The sequence below is a fragment of the Thalassotalea eurytherma genome (assembly GCF_030161415.1).
In the GTDB taxonomy this organism is placed as follows: domain Bacteria; phylum Pseudomonadota; class Gammaproteobacteria; order Enterobacterales; family Alteromonadaceae; genus Thalassotalea_G; species Thalassotalea_G eurytherma.
In genome coordinates this window covers 36729-55526 of sequence record NZ_BSSU01000001.1, presented here as the reverse complement: position 1 = coordinate 55526, position 18798 = coordinate 36729, and the positions used below count along the sequence as shown (strand labels likewise).

General features: G+C 39.6%; 18 protein-coding genes. 2 read left to right on the top strand and 16 right to left on the bottom strand.

Translation table 11 applies throughout. The features are described from left to right. Positions 1 to 1032 carry an alkaline phosphatase D family protein gene (locus QQK02_RS00265; RefSeq protein WP_284205917.1) on the bottom strand — a complete coding sequence of 344 codons (1032 nt, stop codon included), beginning with the start codon at positions 1030 to 1032 and terminating at the stop codon, positions 1 to 3. A gap of 80 nt (positions 1033 to 1112) precedes the next feature. Beyond that, positions 1113 to 3404 carry a TonB-dependent receptor domain-containing protein gene (locus tag QQK02_RS00260; protein ID WP_407704987.1) on the bottom strand — a complete coding sequence of 764 codons (2292 nt, stop codon included), beginning with the start codon at positions 3402 to 3404 and terminating at the stop codon, positions 1113 to 1115. A 221-nt stretch (positions 3405 to 3625) separates the two neighbouring features. On the opposite strand from QQK02_RS00260, the gene betI reads away from it, so the two are divergent. Together betI and QQK02_RS00250 are read left to right on the top strand one after the other, a co-directional pair. Continuing rightward, on the top strand, positions 3626 to 4228 hold the full coding sequence (betI, locus tag QQK02_RS00255) for a transcriptional regulator BetI (RefSeq protein WP_284205916.1): 603 nt from the start codon (positions 3626 to 3628) through the stop codon (positions 4226 to 4228). A gap of 38 nt (positions 4229 to 4266) precedes the next feature. Next, on the top strand, positions 4267 to 5424 hold the full coding sequence (locus tag QQK02_RS00250) for a BCCT family transporter (RefSeq protein WP_284205915.1): 1158 nt from the start codon (positions 4267 to 4269) through the stop codon (positions 5422 to 5424). Between the two features lie 26 nt (positions 5425 to 5450). Here the strand turns inward: QQK02_RS00250 and glmU are convergent, their stop codons facing one another. From glmU to mnmG, 14 genes are all read right to left on the bottom strand, one after another. Continuing rightward, the gene (gene glmU, locus QQK02_RS00245; RefSeq protein ID WP_284205914.1) at positions 5451 to 6824 is read right to left on the bottom strand and encodes a bifunctional UDP-N-acetylglucosamine diphosphorylase/glucosamine-1-phosphate N-acetyltransferase GlmU; all 1374 of its coding nucleotides are present in this window, start codon (positions 6822 to 6824) and stop codon (positions 5451 to 5453) included. A gap of 214 nt (positions 6825 to 7038) precedes the next feature. Then, positions 7039 to 7461: a F0F1 ATP synthase subunit epsilon gene (locus QQK02_RS00240; protein WP_284205913.1), complete on the bottom strand. Its 423-nt coding sequence runs from the start codon at positions 7459 to 7461 to the stop codon at positions 7039 to 7041. A 31-nt stretch (positions 7462 to 7492) separates the two neighbouring features. Then, on the bottom strand, positions 7493 to 8878 hold the full coding sequence (gene atpD, locus QQK02_RS00235) for a F0F1 ATP synthase subunit beta (protein ID WP_284205911.1): 1386 nt from the start codon (positions 8876 to 8878) through the stop codon (positions 7493 to 7495). Positions 8879 to 8924: 46 nt separating this feature from the next. After that, positions 8925 to 9785 (bottom strand): F0F1 ATP synthase subunit gamma, encoded by an 861-nt coding sequence (gene atpG / locus QQK02_RS00230; protein ID WP_284205910.1) that lies wholly within the window; start codon positions 9783 to 9785, stop codon positions 8925 to 8927. 27 nt (positions 9786 to 9812) lie between these two features. Next, positions 9813 to 11354: a F0F1 ATP synthase subunit alpha gene (gene atpA / locus QQK02_RS00225; RefSeq protein ID WP_284205909.1), complete on the bottom strand. Its 1542-nt coding sequence runs from the start codon at positions 11352 to 11354 to the stop codon at positions 9813 to 9815. Positions 11355 to 11368: 14 nt separating this feature from the next. Beyond that, positions 11369 to 11902, bottom strand: a complete 534-nt coding sequence (gene atpH / locus QQK02_RS00220; RefSeq protein WP_284205908.1) for a F0F1 ATP synthase subunit delta — start codon at positions 11900 to 11902, stop codon at positions 11369 to 11371. A gap of 14 nt (positions 11903 to 11916) precedes the next feature. Continuing rightward, positions 11917 to 12387 (bottom strand): F0F1 ATP synthase subunit B, encoded by a 471-nt coding sequence (gene atpF / locus QQK02_RS00215; protein ID WP_284205907.1) that lies wholly within the window; start codon positions 12385 to 12387, stop codon positions 11917 to 11919. 47 nt (positions 12388 to 12434) lie between these two features. Next, positions 12435 to 12653 carry a F0F1 ATP synthase subunit C gene (atpE, locus tag QQK02_RS00210; RefSeq protein ID WP_116002224.1) on the bottom strand — a complete coding sequence of 73 codons (219 nt, stop codon included), beginning with the start codon at positions 12651 to 12653 and terminating at the stop codon, positions 12435 to 12437. 145 nt (positions 12654 to 12798) lie between these two features. Then, a complete protein-coding gene (atpB, locus tag QQK02_RS00205; protein WP_284205906.1) occupies positions 12799 to 13626 on the bottom strand; it encodes a F0F1 ATP synthase subunit A in 828 nt (275 codons plus the stop codon). Positions 13627 to 13638: 12 nt separating this feature from the next. Further along, entirely contained in the window at positions 13639 to 14034 is a 396-nt protein-coding gene (locus tag QQK02_RS00200) for an ATP synthase subunit I (protein ID WP_284205905.1), read from the bottom strand. 213 nt (positions 14035 to 14247) lie between these two features. Then, positions 14248 to 15141 (bottom strand): ParB/RepB/Spo0J family partition protein, encoded by an 894-nt coding sequence (locus QQK02_RS00195; protein WP_284205904.1) that lies wholly within the window; start codon positions 15139 to 15141, stop codon positions 14248 to 14250. A gap of 18 nt (positions 15142 to 15159) precedes the next feature. Next, entirely contained in the window at positions 15160 to 15957 is a 798-nt protein-coding gene (locus QQK02_RS00190; protein WP_284205903.1) for a ParA family protein, read from the bottom strand. A gap of 16 nt (positions 15958 to 15973) precedes the next feature. Further along, a complete protein-coding gene (rsmG, locus tag QQK02_RS00185; protein WP_284205902.1) occupies positions 15974 to 16603 on the bottom strand; it encodes a 16S rRNA (guanine(527)-N(7))-methyltransferase RsmG in 630 nt (209 codons plus the stop codon). Between the two features lie 5 nt (positions 16604 to 16608). Further along, positions 16609 to 18498, bottom strand: a complete 1890-nt coding sequence (gene mnmG / locus QQK02_RS00180) for a tRNA uridine-5-carboxymethylaminomethyl(34) synthesis enzyme MnmG (protein WP_284205901.1) — start codon at positions 18496 to 18498, stop codon at positions 16609 to 16611. Positions 18499 to 18798: the final 300 nt, after the last annotated feature.

Sequence of the window (18798 nt, the reverse complement as noted above, 5' to 3'; positions counted from 1 at the left end):
TCAAAACTGCAGTTGTGATAAAGATAGTCGATGTTGATGAGTAATATCACCGATCTCATTTTTGAGTCCAAAGTGAATCGTTGGATCACTTTGCTGCCAGTCGAACTCAATAAAACCATAGTTCACTTGATTCGTGTATTTCCCAACACGATGCTGATTAGGGCTAACATCTTTCCATTTTTCGCTAAGGCCTGAGCTTGTCACTTCCCATAAACCATAACCTTTATCAGAATTCACTTTAGATACCTCGCCCCAATGGGTATCACCACTGACAAATATTACGCCAGAGATATTGTGTCGTTCGATAAAGTTAAGCAAGCGATTGCGATCTTCAGGAAAGTTGGCCCACGACTCCCAACCAGTAAACTCTGGCAAAAGCTGTAGGCTTGAACCAATAATTTTTATGGTTGCTGGTTTAAGAAGTTCAGCTTCTAACCATTGCCATTGCTCTTCACCAAGCATCGAAGCACCTTTATCAGGCGAGACTTTGTATGGCCCCATATTATTAGGAATACGCTTAAATAAGTAATCAGTTTTTGATACTTGATGTAATTTATCTCGGTTCCAACGTAAATCAGGCAATATAACCTGAACTTTTTGGTTAGCTTTACCATACATATAGCTGGTATATATACCTTCGAGCTGATAACGCGGTGAATCTTTTGGTTCTTGCCAAAAATCAAGCATGACTTTTCTAGATGCATGCTTTTGAGGGTATGCTTTACCTGCGTCATTTTCACCATAATCATGATCATCCCAGATGGCGATCAACTCTGAAGTTTGCTTTAGTTTGTTAAACCCTTGGTGTTTACCTAGCATGTCATATTTCTGTTTTAACACAGACATGTCTTCAGTATCACCGTAGATGTTATCACCTAAAAAAATAAAAACATCAGGATTATCTTTAGCAATAGCATCAAAAATGGGCATTTCTTTATATTCTTTTGCGCAAGAGCCAAAATATATTTTGTCGATGGCCAAGGCACTATGAGAAACAAGTAATGCTAAAGCAAGCGTGATAAATGTTTTCATTTTAATTCTTCTTATATACTTTAAGGTATTCACAGTAAAAGTGGCTGAGCAGGTATCGTTGCTACTCAGCCACAATAAGCTTAAAAGTTAGCGCTAACCGTTAAACTTGTCGTAAGAGGCGCACCGATAAAAAATGTCGTGCCGTTACCCGTTCCTGTTGATAAGTAGTCTTCATCAAATAAGTTATTAACCACTAAAGCTAAATCAACTTGCTTGATACCAGAGCCAGAAAATTCAACGCTGTAACCAACATTCATATCCGTCACTAAGTAATCTTCAGCATCACCACGATCGCCTGTGTATTTAGTTGAAGCGCCAAAACGTAAATTGCCGTCATAGTAGTTAGCAGATAGTACCCACATATCGTCTACAGAGTCGATAACCTTTTCGCCTTCTTCAAAGCCTGGCGCATCGCCAACATAGGTAGAATCATTTTTAGTAAATGAGCCATATAATTGCCAGCTATCCGTTAATTGATATGTCGCACTTAACTCTATACCGTCAGACTCAATACCACCGACATTAATGTAAGTACCATTGGTGCCAATCGTATAATCAATACCGTCTGTATCACTTCCAGGTGCAATGAATGTAATGCGATTATCAAATTCAATCATGTAGGCTGTCGCTTGAATATTTAAGCGCTCACCATAATAACGAATACCAAAATCAATGTTTTCCGCTGTTTCTGGCTCTATGTCTGTAAGTGTCGATGAATCACGTTCTAACACACCGTCTTTAATCGCAGCAAAGTTTTCACTATAACCAGCAAACACTTCAGTTGATGGGTTAATTTCATATAACGCTCCCGCACTAAATAATACGTCTGAATCGCTATTAACTTTGGCATTGTTTGCCGCTTGGTAGTTGTCTGTTTTTTCTAAATCTACTAAGTATTGTTGTACACCTAAATTAAGTGTGAAGTCGCCTGCGGTCATTGTATCTTGCAAGTACCACTTAAACGTATCTTGGTCAAAAGTGTTATCGTACTGTGTCCAATACGGTGTAGCGTCAAAGTGGTGATAAACACTAGCATTAATCACTTTATGCCAATCACGGTGTTCATCGCGTTGAGACGTTTCATACCAAACACCCGCAACTACATCATGGCTGCCAAACGTCGTCATTGCTTTAGCAGTAAATCCTGCGCGTTCTTTTGCGTAATGAGTATGACGATAAGACATCACAGGAACAGCGTCTGCTGCATAACAAGCTGGGTGCAAGCCAGGACCTGAATTCCATGGCCAAGTAAAGTTAGCAGTACAACCATCGGCCGGCGCTAAAGGATTACCGTTTTGATCAGTGAACCCATAGCTGCCAGCAATAGAACCGCCTTTATCTGTTGGGTTGCCATTCTCATCAACCGCCATCACTAAATAAGGCGGGATCCAATCACCACGACCTTTGTTTTTATGGTAGTAAGGTGTTACTTCTAATGTTGTTACGTCAGAAAAGTCATACTCGGCTTTCAAATAAGCCAACGTGTTTTCACGTAATGTTGACCAGCCCTCAGCAAACATCTGATCATAGTGTGGAATACCTGTCCAATTCCAGGTTAACTGATCCCAGTCTGGTGTTTGATTAAATTGTTCGATACTCACACTGTTGTAATTGTCTTCAGCAACATCATCGTATGAAAGTCGACCTGTTAATGTTAATCGGTCTTGTGTTGATACAAATTTTATTTCAGCGTGTTGATTGTCAGATCCGCCATTTGAGCCTTCGCCAGACCAACGGCTAGTCGACGTATCAGAATAGCTAACGTAAGCATAAGTATTATCTAAAATTTCACCGGTTTCATAACGTACGAAAAAGCGCTCGGCATCATGTGAGCCGGTTGTATAAGCAAAAGTTGTGCTTTGCTCCATATCGGGTGCTTTACTGACGAAATTAAACGTTCCACCCAATGCATCAAGTGAGGCAGACGAAATGTCTGACGTACCTTGCGCAACTTCAACGGTAGTTAAGTTTTCCGTGGCTAAATAGCGATTAGCTTTAGCACCACCGCCATAATTAGAACCACCATTTGGAATACCATCAACTGTCATCCCAAGTTGCTGTTGATTACCATCAATGGAAAAACCACGCATGGTAATAGACGTAGACCAATCATCACCACCGAATGCATCACCTTCATTAATACTAATACCAGGTAAGTTATCCATAACACCCAGTACACTTGATACTGGTGCTTGTTGTTCGATCATTGTCGTATCAACGGTGTTATTGGCATAAGACAATTTCTTTGCAATAACCGTAACTTCTTCAATTGTTGCTTCTTTATTAGCATCGTCATCAGCAATAGCAACTGTTGAAATTGCCGCTGTAATAGCTAAACCCAACAAGTTTTTACTGTACTTTTTGAGGCTCATAATTCTCTCGCTTTATTTTTTGGTTAATTATTTTTAGAAAACGCTGAGCAGATTAAAGAGCAAATGTTACAAATATGTTTATTTTTATTGAACGTTCAATTAATAAAAATTTAACTTGTGTTTATAGCCCTATTTTATAACTATTTAGTAAGTTGAATTGAGGTAACCCGTGGCAAAGATTAAGTGAAGTGCGGGTTAAGTAATGAGGTTTTAAAAACATTATGCCTAAAGTAGGTATGGAAAAAATTAGGAAACAGCAACTGATAGATGCCACCTTGGAATCGGTTGAAAAGCATGGCCTACAAGGCACTACTATTTCAAGTATCAGCAAGCTAGCTGGCGTGTCTACTGGGATTATCAGCCATTATTTTGGTGGCAAAGGCGGGTTAATAAAAGGTACAACCATTTATTTGCTAGAGCAATTAAGACAAGACTTTCTCACGCAGTTTCATGATCAAAAACCGTCAGCTCAAGAGCGCATTAACTTTATTATCAATGCGAATTTCAGTACAGCGCAAAGCTCCAATAAAGCCGCTATCTCTTGGTTAAGCTTTTGGGTACTTTCAATGCATAGTGAAGAATTAAGCCAATTGCAAAAAGTTAATCATGCCAGACTATCGAGTAACTTGCGCTTCGCTTTCAAAGATCTAGTAACACCTGAGCACGTTGCACGTTGCACCAATATACTGGCGGCTCAAATTGATGGTCAGTGGTTAAGGTGTGCACTATCTCATAGTTCAGAAGCGATGTTTGCCGTCGCAGCAGATGAGTGTAAAGCGCTAGCATTACAATTAATCAAGCAATATCAAAAAACTGACATCTAAGCTCGTTAAACTTTGGCAAAAAACTTAGTCAAATAGCAATGAGCACCATTATCGGAGTAGGGGTAGTCGGCATTTTAATACTCGGCGCAGTATTAATGTTTATGTATCGAAAAAATACGCTTACTGGCACTGAACCGACCTCTATCACCGCTTTAATTGCGATTCTATTTACCTCAGGCTTAGATGGTGGTTTTATCTTATTACCACTGATCGAGTATAACCAATATACCACAGATGAGGTCTATCAATTTACTAACCCTTTAGCGATAGAAATGGGCTTTTGGGGGATCAGTGCTTGGGCAATGTATTTCGTTTCAACACTTTATTTTTTAACCTTAGAGCCTAAATTAAAATTCTTTGAAATTCTTTGGGTGAAAAGATTAAGCGCTTGTGTTGTTGCAGCGACATGTGCGTTCACCTTATCGCTTTTCCTCGATTTAATGCCTTATTACCTACCCGACCAATTAAAACAAAATACATGGCTTTTAGGTGGACTGACGACGATTATCATTGTCGCTTCTTTAGTGATCAGTATTAACACTCTCTTGATGACGCTCGTTAGTAAAGTTAGTGTTATCGCTTTTTTACTGCTGTGTTGTTATTTAGCCTGGCTAATTCAACTTGATTTCACCGATATTGCTCAAAGTATTTCATATGGCTCGGACTACTTTAACCACGCGCATCGTTTTATTTTGCCATTTAACGATTACCACGAGTTTTACCTTGCTTGGTGGATGACTTGGTCAATTATGCTGGGACAATTCGTCGCTAAGTTTGTCAGGAACCTCAAACCAGTGACACTGTTTTTTGTTATGACAATATTGCCCTTACTACCGAGTTTTATTTGGTTTTCTCTATTATTTCAATTTTTTGAGAACGGTTATGTACTCAGTACTGCTAGTCAATTAGTGATGCTAATATTGGGTTGCGGGTTTGTCATCAATTCGATTGATTTTATGGTTGCTAGTTACAGCCAAACATTTAATTTAACGCTATCAAAACAAGGGCCAGTGAAGTTTGTCATATTCAACACAGGTATTTTAGTGATCTTAACGTGTTTGTTTCAAAGCCAATGGATGTTTGTCCAAACCGCCGCTTCACTTGTCGTATTAATCATCATTTTACTATTAGCCAAGCAAGGTTTAGTGTTAATTAAACCATTGAGTGGTATTGGAATAAAAAAGGCTAGGGGATAACCTAGCCTTGTGTCGTCATTAAGTAACTACTTTTTTGTTGGTCGTTTCCAGTTAGCGATATTACGCTGTTTGCCACGAGCTACCGCTAATGCGCTGGCTTCAACGTCTTTAACAATAACAGAGCCAGCACCCGTTGTTGCATTATCACCAATAACCACAGGCGCAACGAGTGACGCGTTTGAACCGATAAATGCATTTTCACCGATCACGGTTTTTGATTTGTTTACGCCGTCATAGTTACAGGTAATAGTACCTGCACCTATATTGGCTTTAGCGCCAACCTCTGCGTCACCTAAATAAGTTAAATGACCTGCTTTAGCGCCTTCACCTAACGTCGATTTTTTCATCTCAACGAAGTTACCGATATGGGCATCACGCTTTAATTCTGAACCTGGACGAATACGAGCAAATGGACCGGCTGATGCTAATTCGCCTATAACAGCATCTTCAATCATGGTATTGGGTTTAATGACAGCGCCTTCACCAATCGTACAGTTTTTCAAAATACAATTTGCACCAATGGTTACGTTATTAGCGATAGTAACGTCACCTTCGAAAATACAATTTACATCAATCACAACTTCTTGACCAACGCTAACATTACCGCGAATATCAATACGGTTTGGATCACGTAAACTCGCGCCAGCAATCATTAATGTTTCAGCTTGGCGTAATTGATAAGCACGCTCTAATTGTGCCAGTTGTACGCGGTTATTGGCGCCTTCAACTTCTATTTCACTATCAGGGTGCGCTGTCGCAATGACTTTACCTTCATTATGACAAGCAGCGATAATATCGGTTAGATAATATTCACCTTGTGCATTGTCATTAGATAGGTTGCTTAGCCAACGTTTTAAATCACCACCATTGGCTAATAAAATACCAGTATTACACTCATTAATCGCAAGTTGCTCAACCGATGCATCTTTTTGCTCAACAATACCTACGACTGTGTCATTTCCTTGAGGCAAATCAGCACGAATAATACGACCATAACCTGTCGGGTTTGCTAACTTAACCGTTAGCAACGCCATACCATTTTCAGGTTTAGCGGCAATTAAGCTCTCTAGGGTTGATACTTTAGTTAATGGTACATCACCATAAAGCACTAAAACGTCTTCATCGTCTTTTAAAAAAGGTGAAGCCATATCTACAGCATGACCTGTACCTAGCTGTTCAGCTTGTTCAACAAAGGTTAAATCATCACCCGTAATTTGCGCCTTTAATACATCACCACCAAAACCATAAACAAGATATATATTTTCGGCATTAACCTGACGTGCAGCATCGATAACATGACCGACCATAGGTTTATGTGCAACGGGGTGTAAAACTTTTGGTAAACTTGAACGCATACGGGTGCCTTTACCCGCAGCAAGTATGACAACTGAAAGAGACATGAATTAAGCCATTATTCCTTTATTATTTGTGCCTAGTTTAACGACTTTTATGTGTAGATGGTATTAATTATTGTTTGCTCAATATTAAGTTTTTTAAACAATAATTAAAGGAATAGCATTAAGGGTTAATGTTTATCATTAGACATAAAAAAACGAGCTTCCACAAAGTGAAAACTCGTTTTATCGTCACTAAAACTAGTGTTTGATATAGCTCTTAGATTTTCTTCTTAGCTGCTTGGATTACACGTAATTGTGCAACTGCGCGTGCTAATTCAGAAGCTGCTTCAGCATAATCTACATCGCCACCTTGAGCATTTAAATGCTGTTCAGCGCGACGTTTAGCTTCGTTAGCTTCTTGCTCATCTAAGTCTGCAACACGTGTAGCTACATCAGCTAACACGGTTACATTATTTGGTTGAACTTCTAACATGCCGCCAGATAAGTAAAGAACTTCTTCTTCACCACCTTTTTTGACAATGCGAGCCATACCAGGTTTTAGTGAGGTCAGCAAAGGTGCGTGGCCAGGCATTACACCTAACTCACCTTCGCTACCAGTGATCTGTAATGATTCGATGCTACCAGAAAATAATTCTTCTTCTGCACTTACTACATTCAGATTTACAGTCATTGCTGCCATTGTGACCTCCTAATTGCTTTCTAAAGCTAAATTACATTGATTTCGCTTTTTCAGCTGCTTCTTCAATAGAACCAACCATGTAGAAAGCTTGCTCTGGTAAGTCATCATATTCACCAGCAAGAATACCTTTAAAGCCAGAAATTGTGTCTTTAAGTGGTACATACTTACCTGGAGAACCAGTGAAAACTTCAGCAACGAAGAACGGCTGTGATAAGAAACGTTGAATCTTACGTGCACGGTCTACTGTACGCTTATCTTCTTCAGATAATTCGTCCATACCTAAGATTGCAATGATATCTTTAAGCTCTTTGTAACGTTGTAGTGTTGATTGAACACCACGAGCTACTTCATAGTGCTCATTACCAACAACTAATGGATCTAATTGACGTGAAGTTGAGTCAAGTGGATCGATTGCTGGGTAAATACCTTGTGACGCGATGTCACGAGATAATACAACTGTTGCATCTAAGTGAGCGAAGGTAGTAGCTGGAGATGGATCCGTTAAATCATCCGCTGGTACGTATACCGCTTGGATTGAAGTAATTGAACCAGTCTTAGTTGATGTAATACGCTCTTGTAAAACACCCATCTCTTCAGCAAGTGTAGGCTGGTAACCTACCGCTGATGGCATACGACCTAACAATGCAGATACTTCTGTACCAGCTAGTGTATAACGGTAGATGTTATCAACGAAGAAAAGAACGTCACGACCTTCGTCACGGAACTTCTCAGCCATTGTTAAACCAGTCATCGCAACACGTAAACGGTTACCCGGTGGCTCGTTCATCTGACCGTAAACAAGCGATACTTTATCAAGTACGTTTGAATCGTTCATTTCGTGGTAGAAATCGTTACCTTCACGAGTACGCTCACCTACACCAGCAAATACTGAGTAGCCGCTATGCTCGATCGCGATGTTACGGATAAGTTCCATCATGTTAACGGTTTTACCAACACCAGCACCACCGAATAAACCAACTTTACCACCCTTAGCGAATGGACATACTAAGTCGATTACTTTGATACCAGTTTCTAAAAGTTCATTAGACATCGCTTGGTCAGCATATGCTGGCGCTTCACGGTGAATTGACCATTTTTCTTCTTCGCCGATTGGGCCAGCTTCATCGATAGGCTCACCCAATACGTTCATAATACGACCCAATGTTGCAGTACCTACTGGAACTTGGATGTTATTACCTGTGTTTACTACGTTCAGACCACGACGCAAACCGTCAGATGAACCCATAGCGATAGCACGAACTACGCCACCACCAAGTTGCTGTTGTACTTCTAGTACTAAGCCACTAAGGTCACCTTCAGTTACATTTAATGCGTCATATACCTGAGGTACAGCATCTTGTGGGAATTCTACATCCACAACTGCGCCAATGATTTGGACGACTTTACCTGTACTCATGTTTAATCCTCTAATCTTTTGCTCTTATTAAAGTAAGAACCTTTGCTTATACCGCTGCTGCACCTGCACAAATCTCACTCAATTCTTGAGTAATACTTGCTTGACGCGCTTTGTTATATACCAATTGTAAATCGTCAATTAAATCACCTGCATTATCTGTTGCGGCTTTCATCGCAACCATACGAGCAGCTTGCTCACATGCGAGGTTTTCAACAACGCCCTGGTACACTTGTGATTCCGTATAACGAACTAATAACTGATCAAGTAATACTTGAGCGTCTGGTTCGTAAACGTAATCCCAACGGTGCTTAATTTCGTCATCATCTGACTTAGGCAAAGGTAAAAGTTGATCGATTGTTGGCTGTTGCGTCATGGTATTAACAAATTTATTGTAAACCACGAACAGCCTATCAATTTCGCCATTATCATAGGCATTCAGCATAACTCTAACACTACCAATAAGGTCAGTTACTGAAGGACTATCTCCCAAACCTGAAATTTGTGATGTTACTTTAGCGCCCATGTTGTTAAAGAATGAAGTAGCTTTAGAGCCAACAACACCAAATTCAACTTCTGCACCTTGACCCTGCCATTTAGCAGCATCTGCAAGTACTTGCTTAAACAAGTTAATGTTTAAGCCACCACACAAACCACGGTCTGTTGAGATGACGATATAGCCTACGCGCTTAACTTCACGCTCTTCCAAATATGGATGGCGATATTCTAAGTTACCTAGCGCGATGTGACCGATCACATTTCGCATATTTTCAGCGTATGGACGAGAGGCAGCCATTCCATCTTGCGCTCTGCGCATTTTAGAGGCTGCAACCATTTCCATCGCGCTGGTGATCTTCTGTGTATTTTGTACACTTCCAATCTTCGATTTTATCTCTTTAGCGCCGGACATGACTAATCTCCCGAAAAGGTTAACTAATTACCAAGTTTGGGTAGCTTTGAAAGCTTCAATCGCTTTCGCTAAACCAGACTCGATATCTTTGTTATAGTCACCCTTTTCGTTGATAGTAGCCATCAACTCAGCGTGATCATTGTTTACGTAAGTACGTAACGCTTCTTCAAAATCAACAACTTTGTCAATTTCAATATCGTTTAAGTAGCCTTTTTCAGCGGCAAATAACGATACTGCAGTTTCAGCGATAGACAATGGGCTAAATTGCTTTTGCTTCATTAGCTCAGTTACGCGTTGACCGTGCTCTAATTGAGCGCGAGTTGCGTCATCTAAGTCAGATGCAAATTGAGCGAATGCCGCTAATTCAGCGTACTGTGCTAATGCTAAACGGATACCACCACCAAGTTTCTTGATGATTTTCGTTTGCGCTGCACCACCAACACGAGATACCGAGATACCTGCGTTAACCGCTGGACGAATACCTGAGTTGAATAAATCAGACTCTAGGAAGATTTGACCATCGGTAATTGAAATTACGTTAGTTGGTACGAATGCTGATACGTCACCTGCTTGCGTTTCGATGATAGGTAATGCAGTTAAAGAACCTGTTTTACCTTTTACTTCACCGTTAGTGAAACGCTCTACGTAGTCTTCGTTTACACGAGCAGCACGTTCTAGTAAACGTGAGTGCAAGTAGAAAACGTCACCTGGGTATGCTTCACGACCTGGCGGACGACGTAAAAGTAATGAGATTTGACGGTAAGCAACAGCTTGCTTTGATAAATCATCATATACGATTAGTGCATCTTCACCGCGGTCACGGAAGTATTCACCCATAGTACAACCAGAGTAAGCAGATAAGTATTGTAGTGCTGCAGCTTCAGAAGCAGATGCAACAACAACGATAGTGTTTTCTAACGCGCCGTGCTCTTCTAAGTTACGTACTAAGTTAGCAACAGTAGAAGCTTTCTGACCGATTGCTACATATACACACTTAATGCCAGTGTCTTTTTGGTTGATAATTGCGTCTAGTGCGATCGCAGATTTACCAATTTGACGGTCACCGATGATAAGTTCACGTTGACCACGACCAATTGGAATCATTGAGTCAATTGATTTGATACCAGTTTGAACTGGCTCATCAACTGATTTACGATCGATAACACCTGGTGCTACAACTTCAACTGGTGCGAAACCATCGTTGTCAATTGGGCCTTTGCCGTCAATTGGTTCACCTAAAGTGTTAACAACACGGCCTAATAAACCGCGTCCTACAGGTACTTCTAAGATACGACCTGTACCTTTAACTTTTACGCCTTCGGCAAGGTCAGCGTATGGACCCATAACTACCGCACCTACCGAATCACGGTCAAGGTTTAACGCGATTGCGTAGCGGTTGCCTGGAAGTTCGATCATCTCACCTTGCATTACATCAGCAAGACCGTGGATGCGAATGATACCGTCAGTTACTGAAACGATAGTACCTTCATTACGAGCTTCACTAACTACGTCAAACTGTTCAATACGTTTTTTGATCAGTTCAGCGATTTCAGTGGAATTCAGTTGCATGCTCTGTTCCCCAGTTAAGATTGTATTGTTGTTGCTAAGCGGCTCAGTTTACCTCGTACTGAACCATCGATAACCATGTCACCTGCCTTGATTACAAGACCAGACACTACGTTAGCGTCAACCATACAATTGAGCTTTACTTTACGAGCCAAACGCTTTTCAAGCGCGGCGCTTAATGTAGTTTGTTGTTCTGCAGTTAACTCAACCGCAGAAGTTACATCCACAGAAATTACTTTTTCATATTCAGCTTTAAGTTCGCTAAATTGAGTAGCAATTTGTGGTAGCACCAACAGACGTTCGTTTTCAGCCAAAACTTTAATAAAGTTTTGGCCATTGCTGCTTAGCTGTTCATCACAAACTTTCAAGAATAACTCTTGAGATTGTTCAACAGATGCACCACCAGCAAGGTAGGCTTCCATTGTTTCGTTTTGAGAAACTTCAGCAGCAAACACTAGCATTTCTAACCAGTTGTCTACGGCATTAGCTTCAACAGCATATTCGAACGCTGCTTTAGCATAAGGACGAGCAACCGTTGTCAATTCAGACATAGTGCTTATTCCTCTTAAAGCTCAGCGACAAGTTTATCTAAGATGTCGCTATGTTCAGCGGCATCAATTGAACGCTCAAGAATTTTCTCGGCACCGACTACAGCAAGAGCGGCAACTTGTGCACGTAGCTCTTCTTTAGCGCGATTGCGTTCAGACTCAATTTCTGCATAGCCAGAAGCAACGATTTTCTCGCGCTCTGCTTGTGCTTTTTCCGCAGCTTCATCAACTAATTGTGCTTCACGCTTTTTAGCAGCTTCAATAATTTCAGCCGCTTGAGCTTTCGCTTCTTTTAGTTGAGCAGTCGCTTTGCTTTGAGCTAATTCAAGCTCTTTAGCTGCACGATCAGAAGCAGCAAGACCATCAGCAATAGTTTTCTGACGTTCTTCTATGGCACCCATTAATGGTGGCCATACGTACTTCATGCAGAATAATACAAATACGACAAATGCGATTAATTCACCGATTAAGGTAACGTTAATGTTCATTTGTGTACCTCCTATAATTTATTCGCGAAATGAAAAATAGCTATTGATTAAGCTAATGCGAATAACATGTATAAGCCGATACCAACACCGATCATAGCGATCGCATCGATAAGACCTGCTACGATGAACATTTTTACTTGAAGTTGTGGTGCAAGTTCAGGTTGACGAGCAGCTGATTCTAAGAATTTGCCACCTAATAAACCAAAACCAATCGCAGTACCTAAAGCACCTAGACCGATTAGTAATGCAACAGCGATATATAACATATTTATCTCCGATTATTTTAAAGTAAGTTATAAAGTTAAAAAATTAAAAAATTCTTTTGGACATCCTGTCCTAAACCCTTCGGGTTTTTTGACCATATTCATTCAATAACAAACGAATATGGCCGCCTAACTCAATCCCGAAGAGTTAGTGATCTTCATGCGCCAAACTTAAATACACGATAGTTAACATCATGAATATGAAAGCTTGAAGCGGAATAACTAATAAATGGAACGCTGCCCATAAAAAGTGTACTGGTAATTGGAATAAACCAATTGTAGCAATCAATATAAAGATAAGCTCACCAGCGTATAAGTTACCGAATAAACGTAATGCTAAAGATACTGGACGAGCAATTAACGTCACAGACTCTAAGATGAAGTTTACTGGAATAAAAGCAGGGTGATTAAACGGTTGTAGCGTTAACTCTTTAGTAAAACCGCCTAAACCTTTTACTTTGATTGAATAGTAAATAATTAAGAAGAATACCCCAATAGATAACGCGAACGTCATATTCATATCAGTGGTAGGTACTGACTTGATGTAAACATCATGTGGATCCATGCCCATAAATGTAGCACCAATCCAGCCGGCAATAGTTGGAATTAAATCAACTGGAACCCAATCCATCGCGTTCATTAATAAGACCCACATAAAAATCGTTAACGATAGTGGAGCAATTAATGGGTTTTTGCCATGGAATGTTTCTTTAACACTCGTATCGACAAATTCGACAATCATTTCAATAGCACATTGAAGTTTGCCAGGAACACCAGTCGTTGCTTTTTTAGCGACTGAACGGAAAGTAAGTAAGAATACCAAACCAAGTACAAGTGACCAGAGTAATGTGTCAATGTGTAATGTCCAGAATCCGGCATCCGCACAAGCTTTGTTAAAAGCTACGCTACCGTCAACGGTACACATTTTCGCATTGGTCAAATGGTGTTTGATATAAGAGCCAGTATCTGCTGCCATCTTTTATCCCAATTATTGTTGATTAATAGTAAAACTGTTTACGACAGCCTGCACAAAAGGTGCAAACATCGCTAAAAAATATGTAATGAAAAAAGGTGGCAGCACTAAGTTTTCTATAAACTTAAAACACAAAGCAAATAATATTGCTGACAACACTAATTTCAATTTCACGCCACTGTTAAAAGCATCAACTACTTTACGTGAGGCGCTTGCCCCAGCATATTGAAATGCTTTATAGGCAAAAAGCATGTTTGGTAATAACGCTACAATTCCGCCTAATGCGGCTGATTGAGCAAAGGAAAAGCCAAACATACCCAGGTTAACCAATACCGATAATACAATGATAATCAGGGTGATTTTCAATTGCCTAATCGCAATCATTCGCCCTTTTTGAGCTAGCTTGTTCATAACTGACTATCATCTAGTAACATATTCGTATTGACTACCTAATCTTTAAGAATAATTTTATCTTAAAAAAAGTCAGCGCAAGTATACTGGTTTACGCTTTTTTTGCAACAAAATAGGGCATTTCATTTTTGCAAAAAAGGGCGCTAAACGCCCCTTTTTAAAACAAATAGTCACTATAAATATGATTAGTTATCAATGCTGCATATTTATTCGTTAAAATGAGCCAAATCGAGACACAATTGAATCAAGTTCAGTTAAATCAGAGTATGAGATAACAAGCTTACCTTTGCCTTTTTTATTGTGATTAATTGTAACTTGTGAACCTAATTTTTCTGTTAAATTTTGCTCTAGCGACTGTGTATCAGGATCTTTAACCTTTTCAGCCTTAGGTTCTTCAGGGGTTAGTACTTTCTTAATGAGTGCTTCAGTTTCGCGAACGGTAAGCTCTTTTGCGACAACAGCTCGTGCTGTATTAGTTTGAACATCATTTTCCAAAGCAAGTAGTGCTCTAGCATGCCCCATTTCTAAATCACCATGTTCAAGTAGTGTTTTAACTTCTTCATTTAGATTATTTAAACGTAACAAGTTGGATACGGTTGTGCGCGATTTTCCAACAGCGTCTGCCACTTCTTGGTGCGTTAATTCAAATTCAGTTAGCAATCTATCTAATGCGATGGCTTCTTCCATTGCATTTAAATCTTCACGTTGAATATTTTCGATTAATGCAATTGCTACAGCTGCTTCGTCTTGAACGTTTTTAATTAAGCAGGGAATTTCTTCCAATTTTGCAATTTGAGCAGCACGCCAACGACGTTCACCAGCAATTATTTCGAATTTATTATCGTCAATAGCACGAACGACAACTGGTTGAATAACACCTTGCGCTTTAATGGAGTCTGATAATTCTTCTAACGCCTCTGGTGACATATCTTTTCTTGGTTGATATTTGCCTGGTTGAAGCATATCGATAGGTAAGGATTTTAAATCACCATCTTTAATGGTATCAGCATTATTAGTTGTGTCCGTTGATGTCTGTTGTTGAGTTGGTGCATTGGTAAGCAGGGCATCAAGACCTCGGCCTAAGCCTCTTCTTTTTGACGGACTCATAGTTTTCCTTGGTTTTTATTAACTAACTGTATTTTTTGCAGATGCCGATTTTACATCATTACGCTTTAGTATTTCACCTGCTAATGCTAAATAAGCTTTAGCGCCAGTTGAAGACTTGTCGTAATACATGGCAGGAGCACCAAAACTTGGCGCTTCTGCAAGGCGAACATTGCGAGGAATAACTGTACGGTATACTTTATCGCCAAAATGACGTTTCAATTGTTCTGACACATCGTTAGCTAAACGATTGCGAGGATCGTACATTGTGCGCAAAATACCTTCGATATGTAGGTTACTATTCACCACTGACTGCAACTTAGAAATAGTGTCCATCAGTGCTGTTAAACCTTCGAGAGCATAATATTCGCACTGCATAGGAACAAGCACTGAATCAGCAGCAGCCATCGCGTTTACGGTTAACATGTTTAATGATGGCGGGCAGTCAATGATAATAAAATCATAGTGATTTTTAGCTTCAGCTAACGCTGTCTTTAAGCGAAGTTCACGAGCATAAAACTCCATCAGCTTAATTTCAGCGGCGGTTACGTCAGTATTTGCTGCGATAAGATCATAAACACCTGCCGTATCTTTAACAATAACTTGTTCTACAGGTTGTTCTTCAACTAAAAGTTCGTAACAGGTGGCGTGTACTTCATATTTATCTACACCACTACCCATCGTCGCGTTACCTTGAGGATCAAGATCGATCAACAATACTTTTCGCTTGGTTGCAGCTAGTGAAGCGGCTAAATTAACTGATGTTGTTGTTTTGCCAACACCACCTTTTTGGTTGGCAACCGCGATAATTTTTCCCACGAAGTCCTCGAACGTTTTAGTTATTGTGCTTTTTTAGTTCAATTAAGTGTCGTTCACCGTCTAAATTTGGCACGGTAAGCGGATAGCTATTAGCTACTTTAATGTTTTCTGGCAATAATTCAATTTCTTCTGCAGGGAATTGCCCTTTTAGCGCGTAAAAAGAACCTTTTTCATCAATAAGATGAGAGCACCATGTAACCATGTCTTGTAAAGACGCAAATGCTCGAGATAACACACCATCAAATGGCTGCTCTATAGGATATTTCTCTACTCGCATCTGCACTGGCGTTACGTTTTCTAGCTTTAGCTGATAAACAACTTGGCGCAAAAAAGTAATTCGTTTACCTAATGAGTCTAATAAAACAAATTTACGCTCAGGATACAAGATCGCCAATGGAATTCCAGGTAACCCGGGACCTGTACCAACATCGATAAAGTGTTGACCATTCAAGTGCTGGCCAACAACTAATGAATCAAGGATATGTTTAATTAACATGTCTTGAGGATCACGAACAGAAGTTAAATTGTAAGCCTTGTTCCATTTGTGCAGCAATTCAACATATTGGCTTAATTGAGTAATTTGCTGATCAGTAACGTCAAGTTCAGTTTTATCAATTAACTGACGAAGTGATGATTCATATGTCATGGATATTAGGCGCTCTTACGAAGTAAACCGTGTTTTTTCAAATAAACAATAAGCAATGAAATAGCCGCAGGTGTAATACCAGAGATACGAGATGCCTTACCAAGTGTTTCAGGTTTAGCGTCAGTAAGCTTAGCAACCACTTCATTCGATAACCCTGAAATTTGAGTAAAATCAAAATCTACAGGAATTAATGTATTCTCGTGTCGTTTTTTCTTCTCTATTTCGTCCATTTGACGATCAATATAACCTTGATATTTAATTTGAATTTCTACTTGTTCAGCAGCCTGCGTATCTGTTAATACAGGACCAAATTCTTCAATACTCATAACATCTTCGTAACGAGTTTCAGGACGACGTAAAATATCTTCTAGATTGGCTTCACGTGAAATAGGGGTCTTCAATAATGTATTTAGTTTTTCTTTCGCTGGATGATCTTTATGCACCCAAGTAGACTTTAAACGTTGACGTTCAAGTTCAATATTTTCCATTTTCTCATTGTATCGAGCCCAACGCTTGTCACAAACTAAACCTAATTCACGACCTTTTTCAGTTAAGCGACTGTCAGCATTATCTTCACGTAGCAATAATCGATATTCTGCACGTGATGTGAACATACGATAAGGTTCTTTGGTACCAAGTGTTGCTAAATCATCAATCAGCACTCCCATATACGCTTGGTCACGACCTAAGATCCATTGATCTTTTTCTTGAACGCGTAATGCGGCATTGGTTGCAGCAATTAAACCTTGAGCACCGGCTTCTTCATAGCCAGTAGTACCATTGATTTGACCAGCAAAATAAAGATTTTGTATAAATTTAGATTCTAGCGTTTGTTTTAAATCGCGAGGATCAAAGTAATCATATTCAATCGCATAGCCTGGGCGTGTGATATGAGCGTTTTCAAAACCTTTGATTGATCTCACTAGGTTCATTTGAACGTCAAACGGTAAACTGGTTGAAATACCGTTAGGGTAAATTTCATGCGTAGTTAAACCTTCAGGCTCAACAAATATTTGATGGGTATCTTTATCTGCAAAGCGCATGATTTTGTCTTCAATTGAAGGACAATAACGTGGACCTACACCTTCAATCACACCGGTATACATTGGTGAACGATCTAAACCTTCGCGAATAATATCGTGAGTGTTTTGATTTGTATGGGTGATATAACACGAGATTTGCTCAGGGTGATCTTCTTGCGATCCAATAAACGAAAATACAGGACGAGGTGTATCACCTGGCTGTTCCTGCATAACAGAAAAATCAAGAGTTCTAGCATCTAAACGAGGTGGCGTACCTGTTTTTAAACGATCGATCCTAAACGGCATATCACGTAAACGACTTGCTAAATTAACACTCGCAGGATCACCTGCACGACCACCTTGATAATTATTTAAACCAATATGAATTTGACCAGCAAGGAAAGTACCTACGGTAAGCACCACGGTTTTACCTTTAAATTTCAAACCCATTTGAGTTGAAACACCAGTAACTTGATCGTTTTCAACGATCAAGTCATCACATGGTTGCTGGAATATCGTTAAGTTTTCTTGGTTTTCAAGGAAGCTTCTTACAAACGATCGATATAAAACACGATCAGCTTGAGCACGAGTTGCTCGAACAGCTGGTCCTTTGCTGGCATTCAATGTTCTAAATTGAATTGCACTATGATCGATAGCCTGTGCCATCAAGCCACCTAAGGCATCTATTTCTTTAACTAAATGTCCTTTACCAATACCACCAATGGCAGGGTTACAAGACATCTGACCTAAAGTATCAATATTATGTGTTAGAAGAAGGGTTTTACATCCCATTCTAGCTGATGCTAAAGCTGCTTCAGTGCCAGCATGACCACCACCAACAACAATAACGTCAAACGAATCTTGATACCACATTGATCATTTACCTTAGGTTTGAATAAAAGGGCACGTATTCTACCGTTTTTTTTAGATCGTTGAAATGAAAATTATCGTTAAATTTTTAAAGACGATCACTTATTAAATATAAAGATCTTATATAAAGATCTTATTATTACTTACTATTAAGATCGTCTTTTTCTGTTGATAAGTCGCTGTAGTCTATATGTACCAAGTAGATCCGAGTGATCAGATCCTGTGATCAAGCGTTGATCTAATGCGGTATATCCTTTGATCAAAACGGCTGTTTATCCACAGCTGAAATTGATATAAATTTAA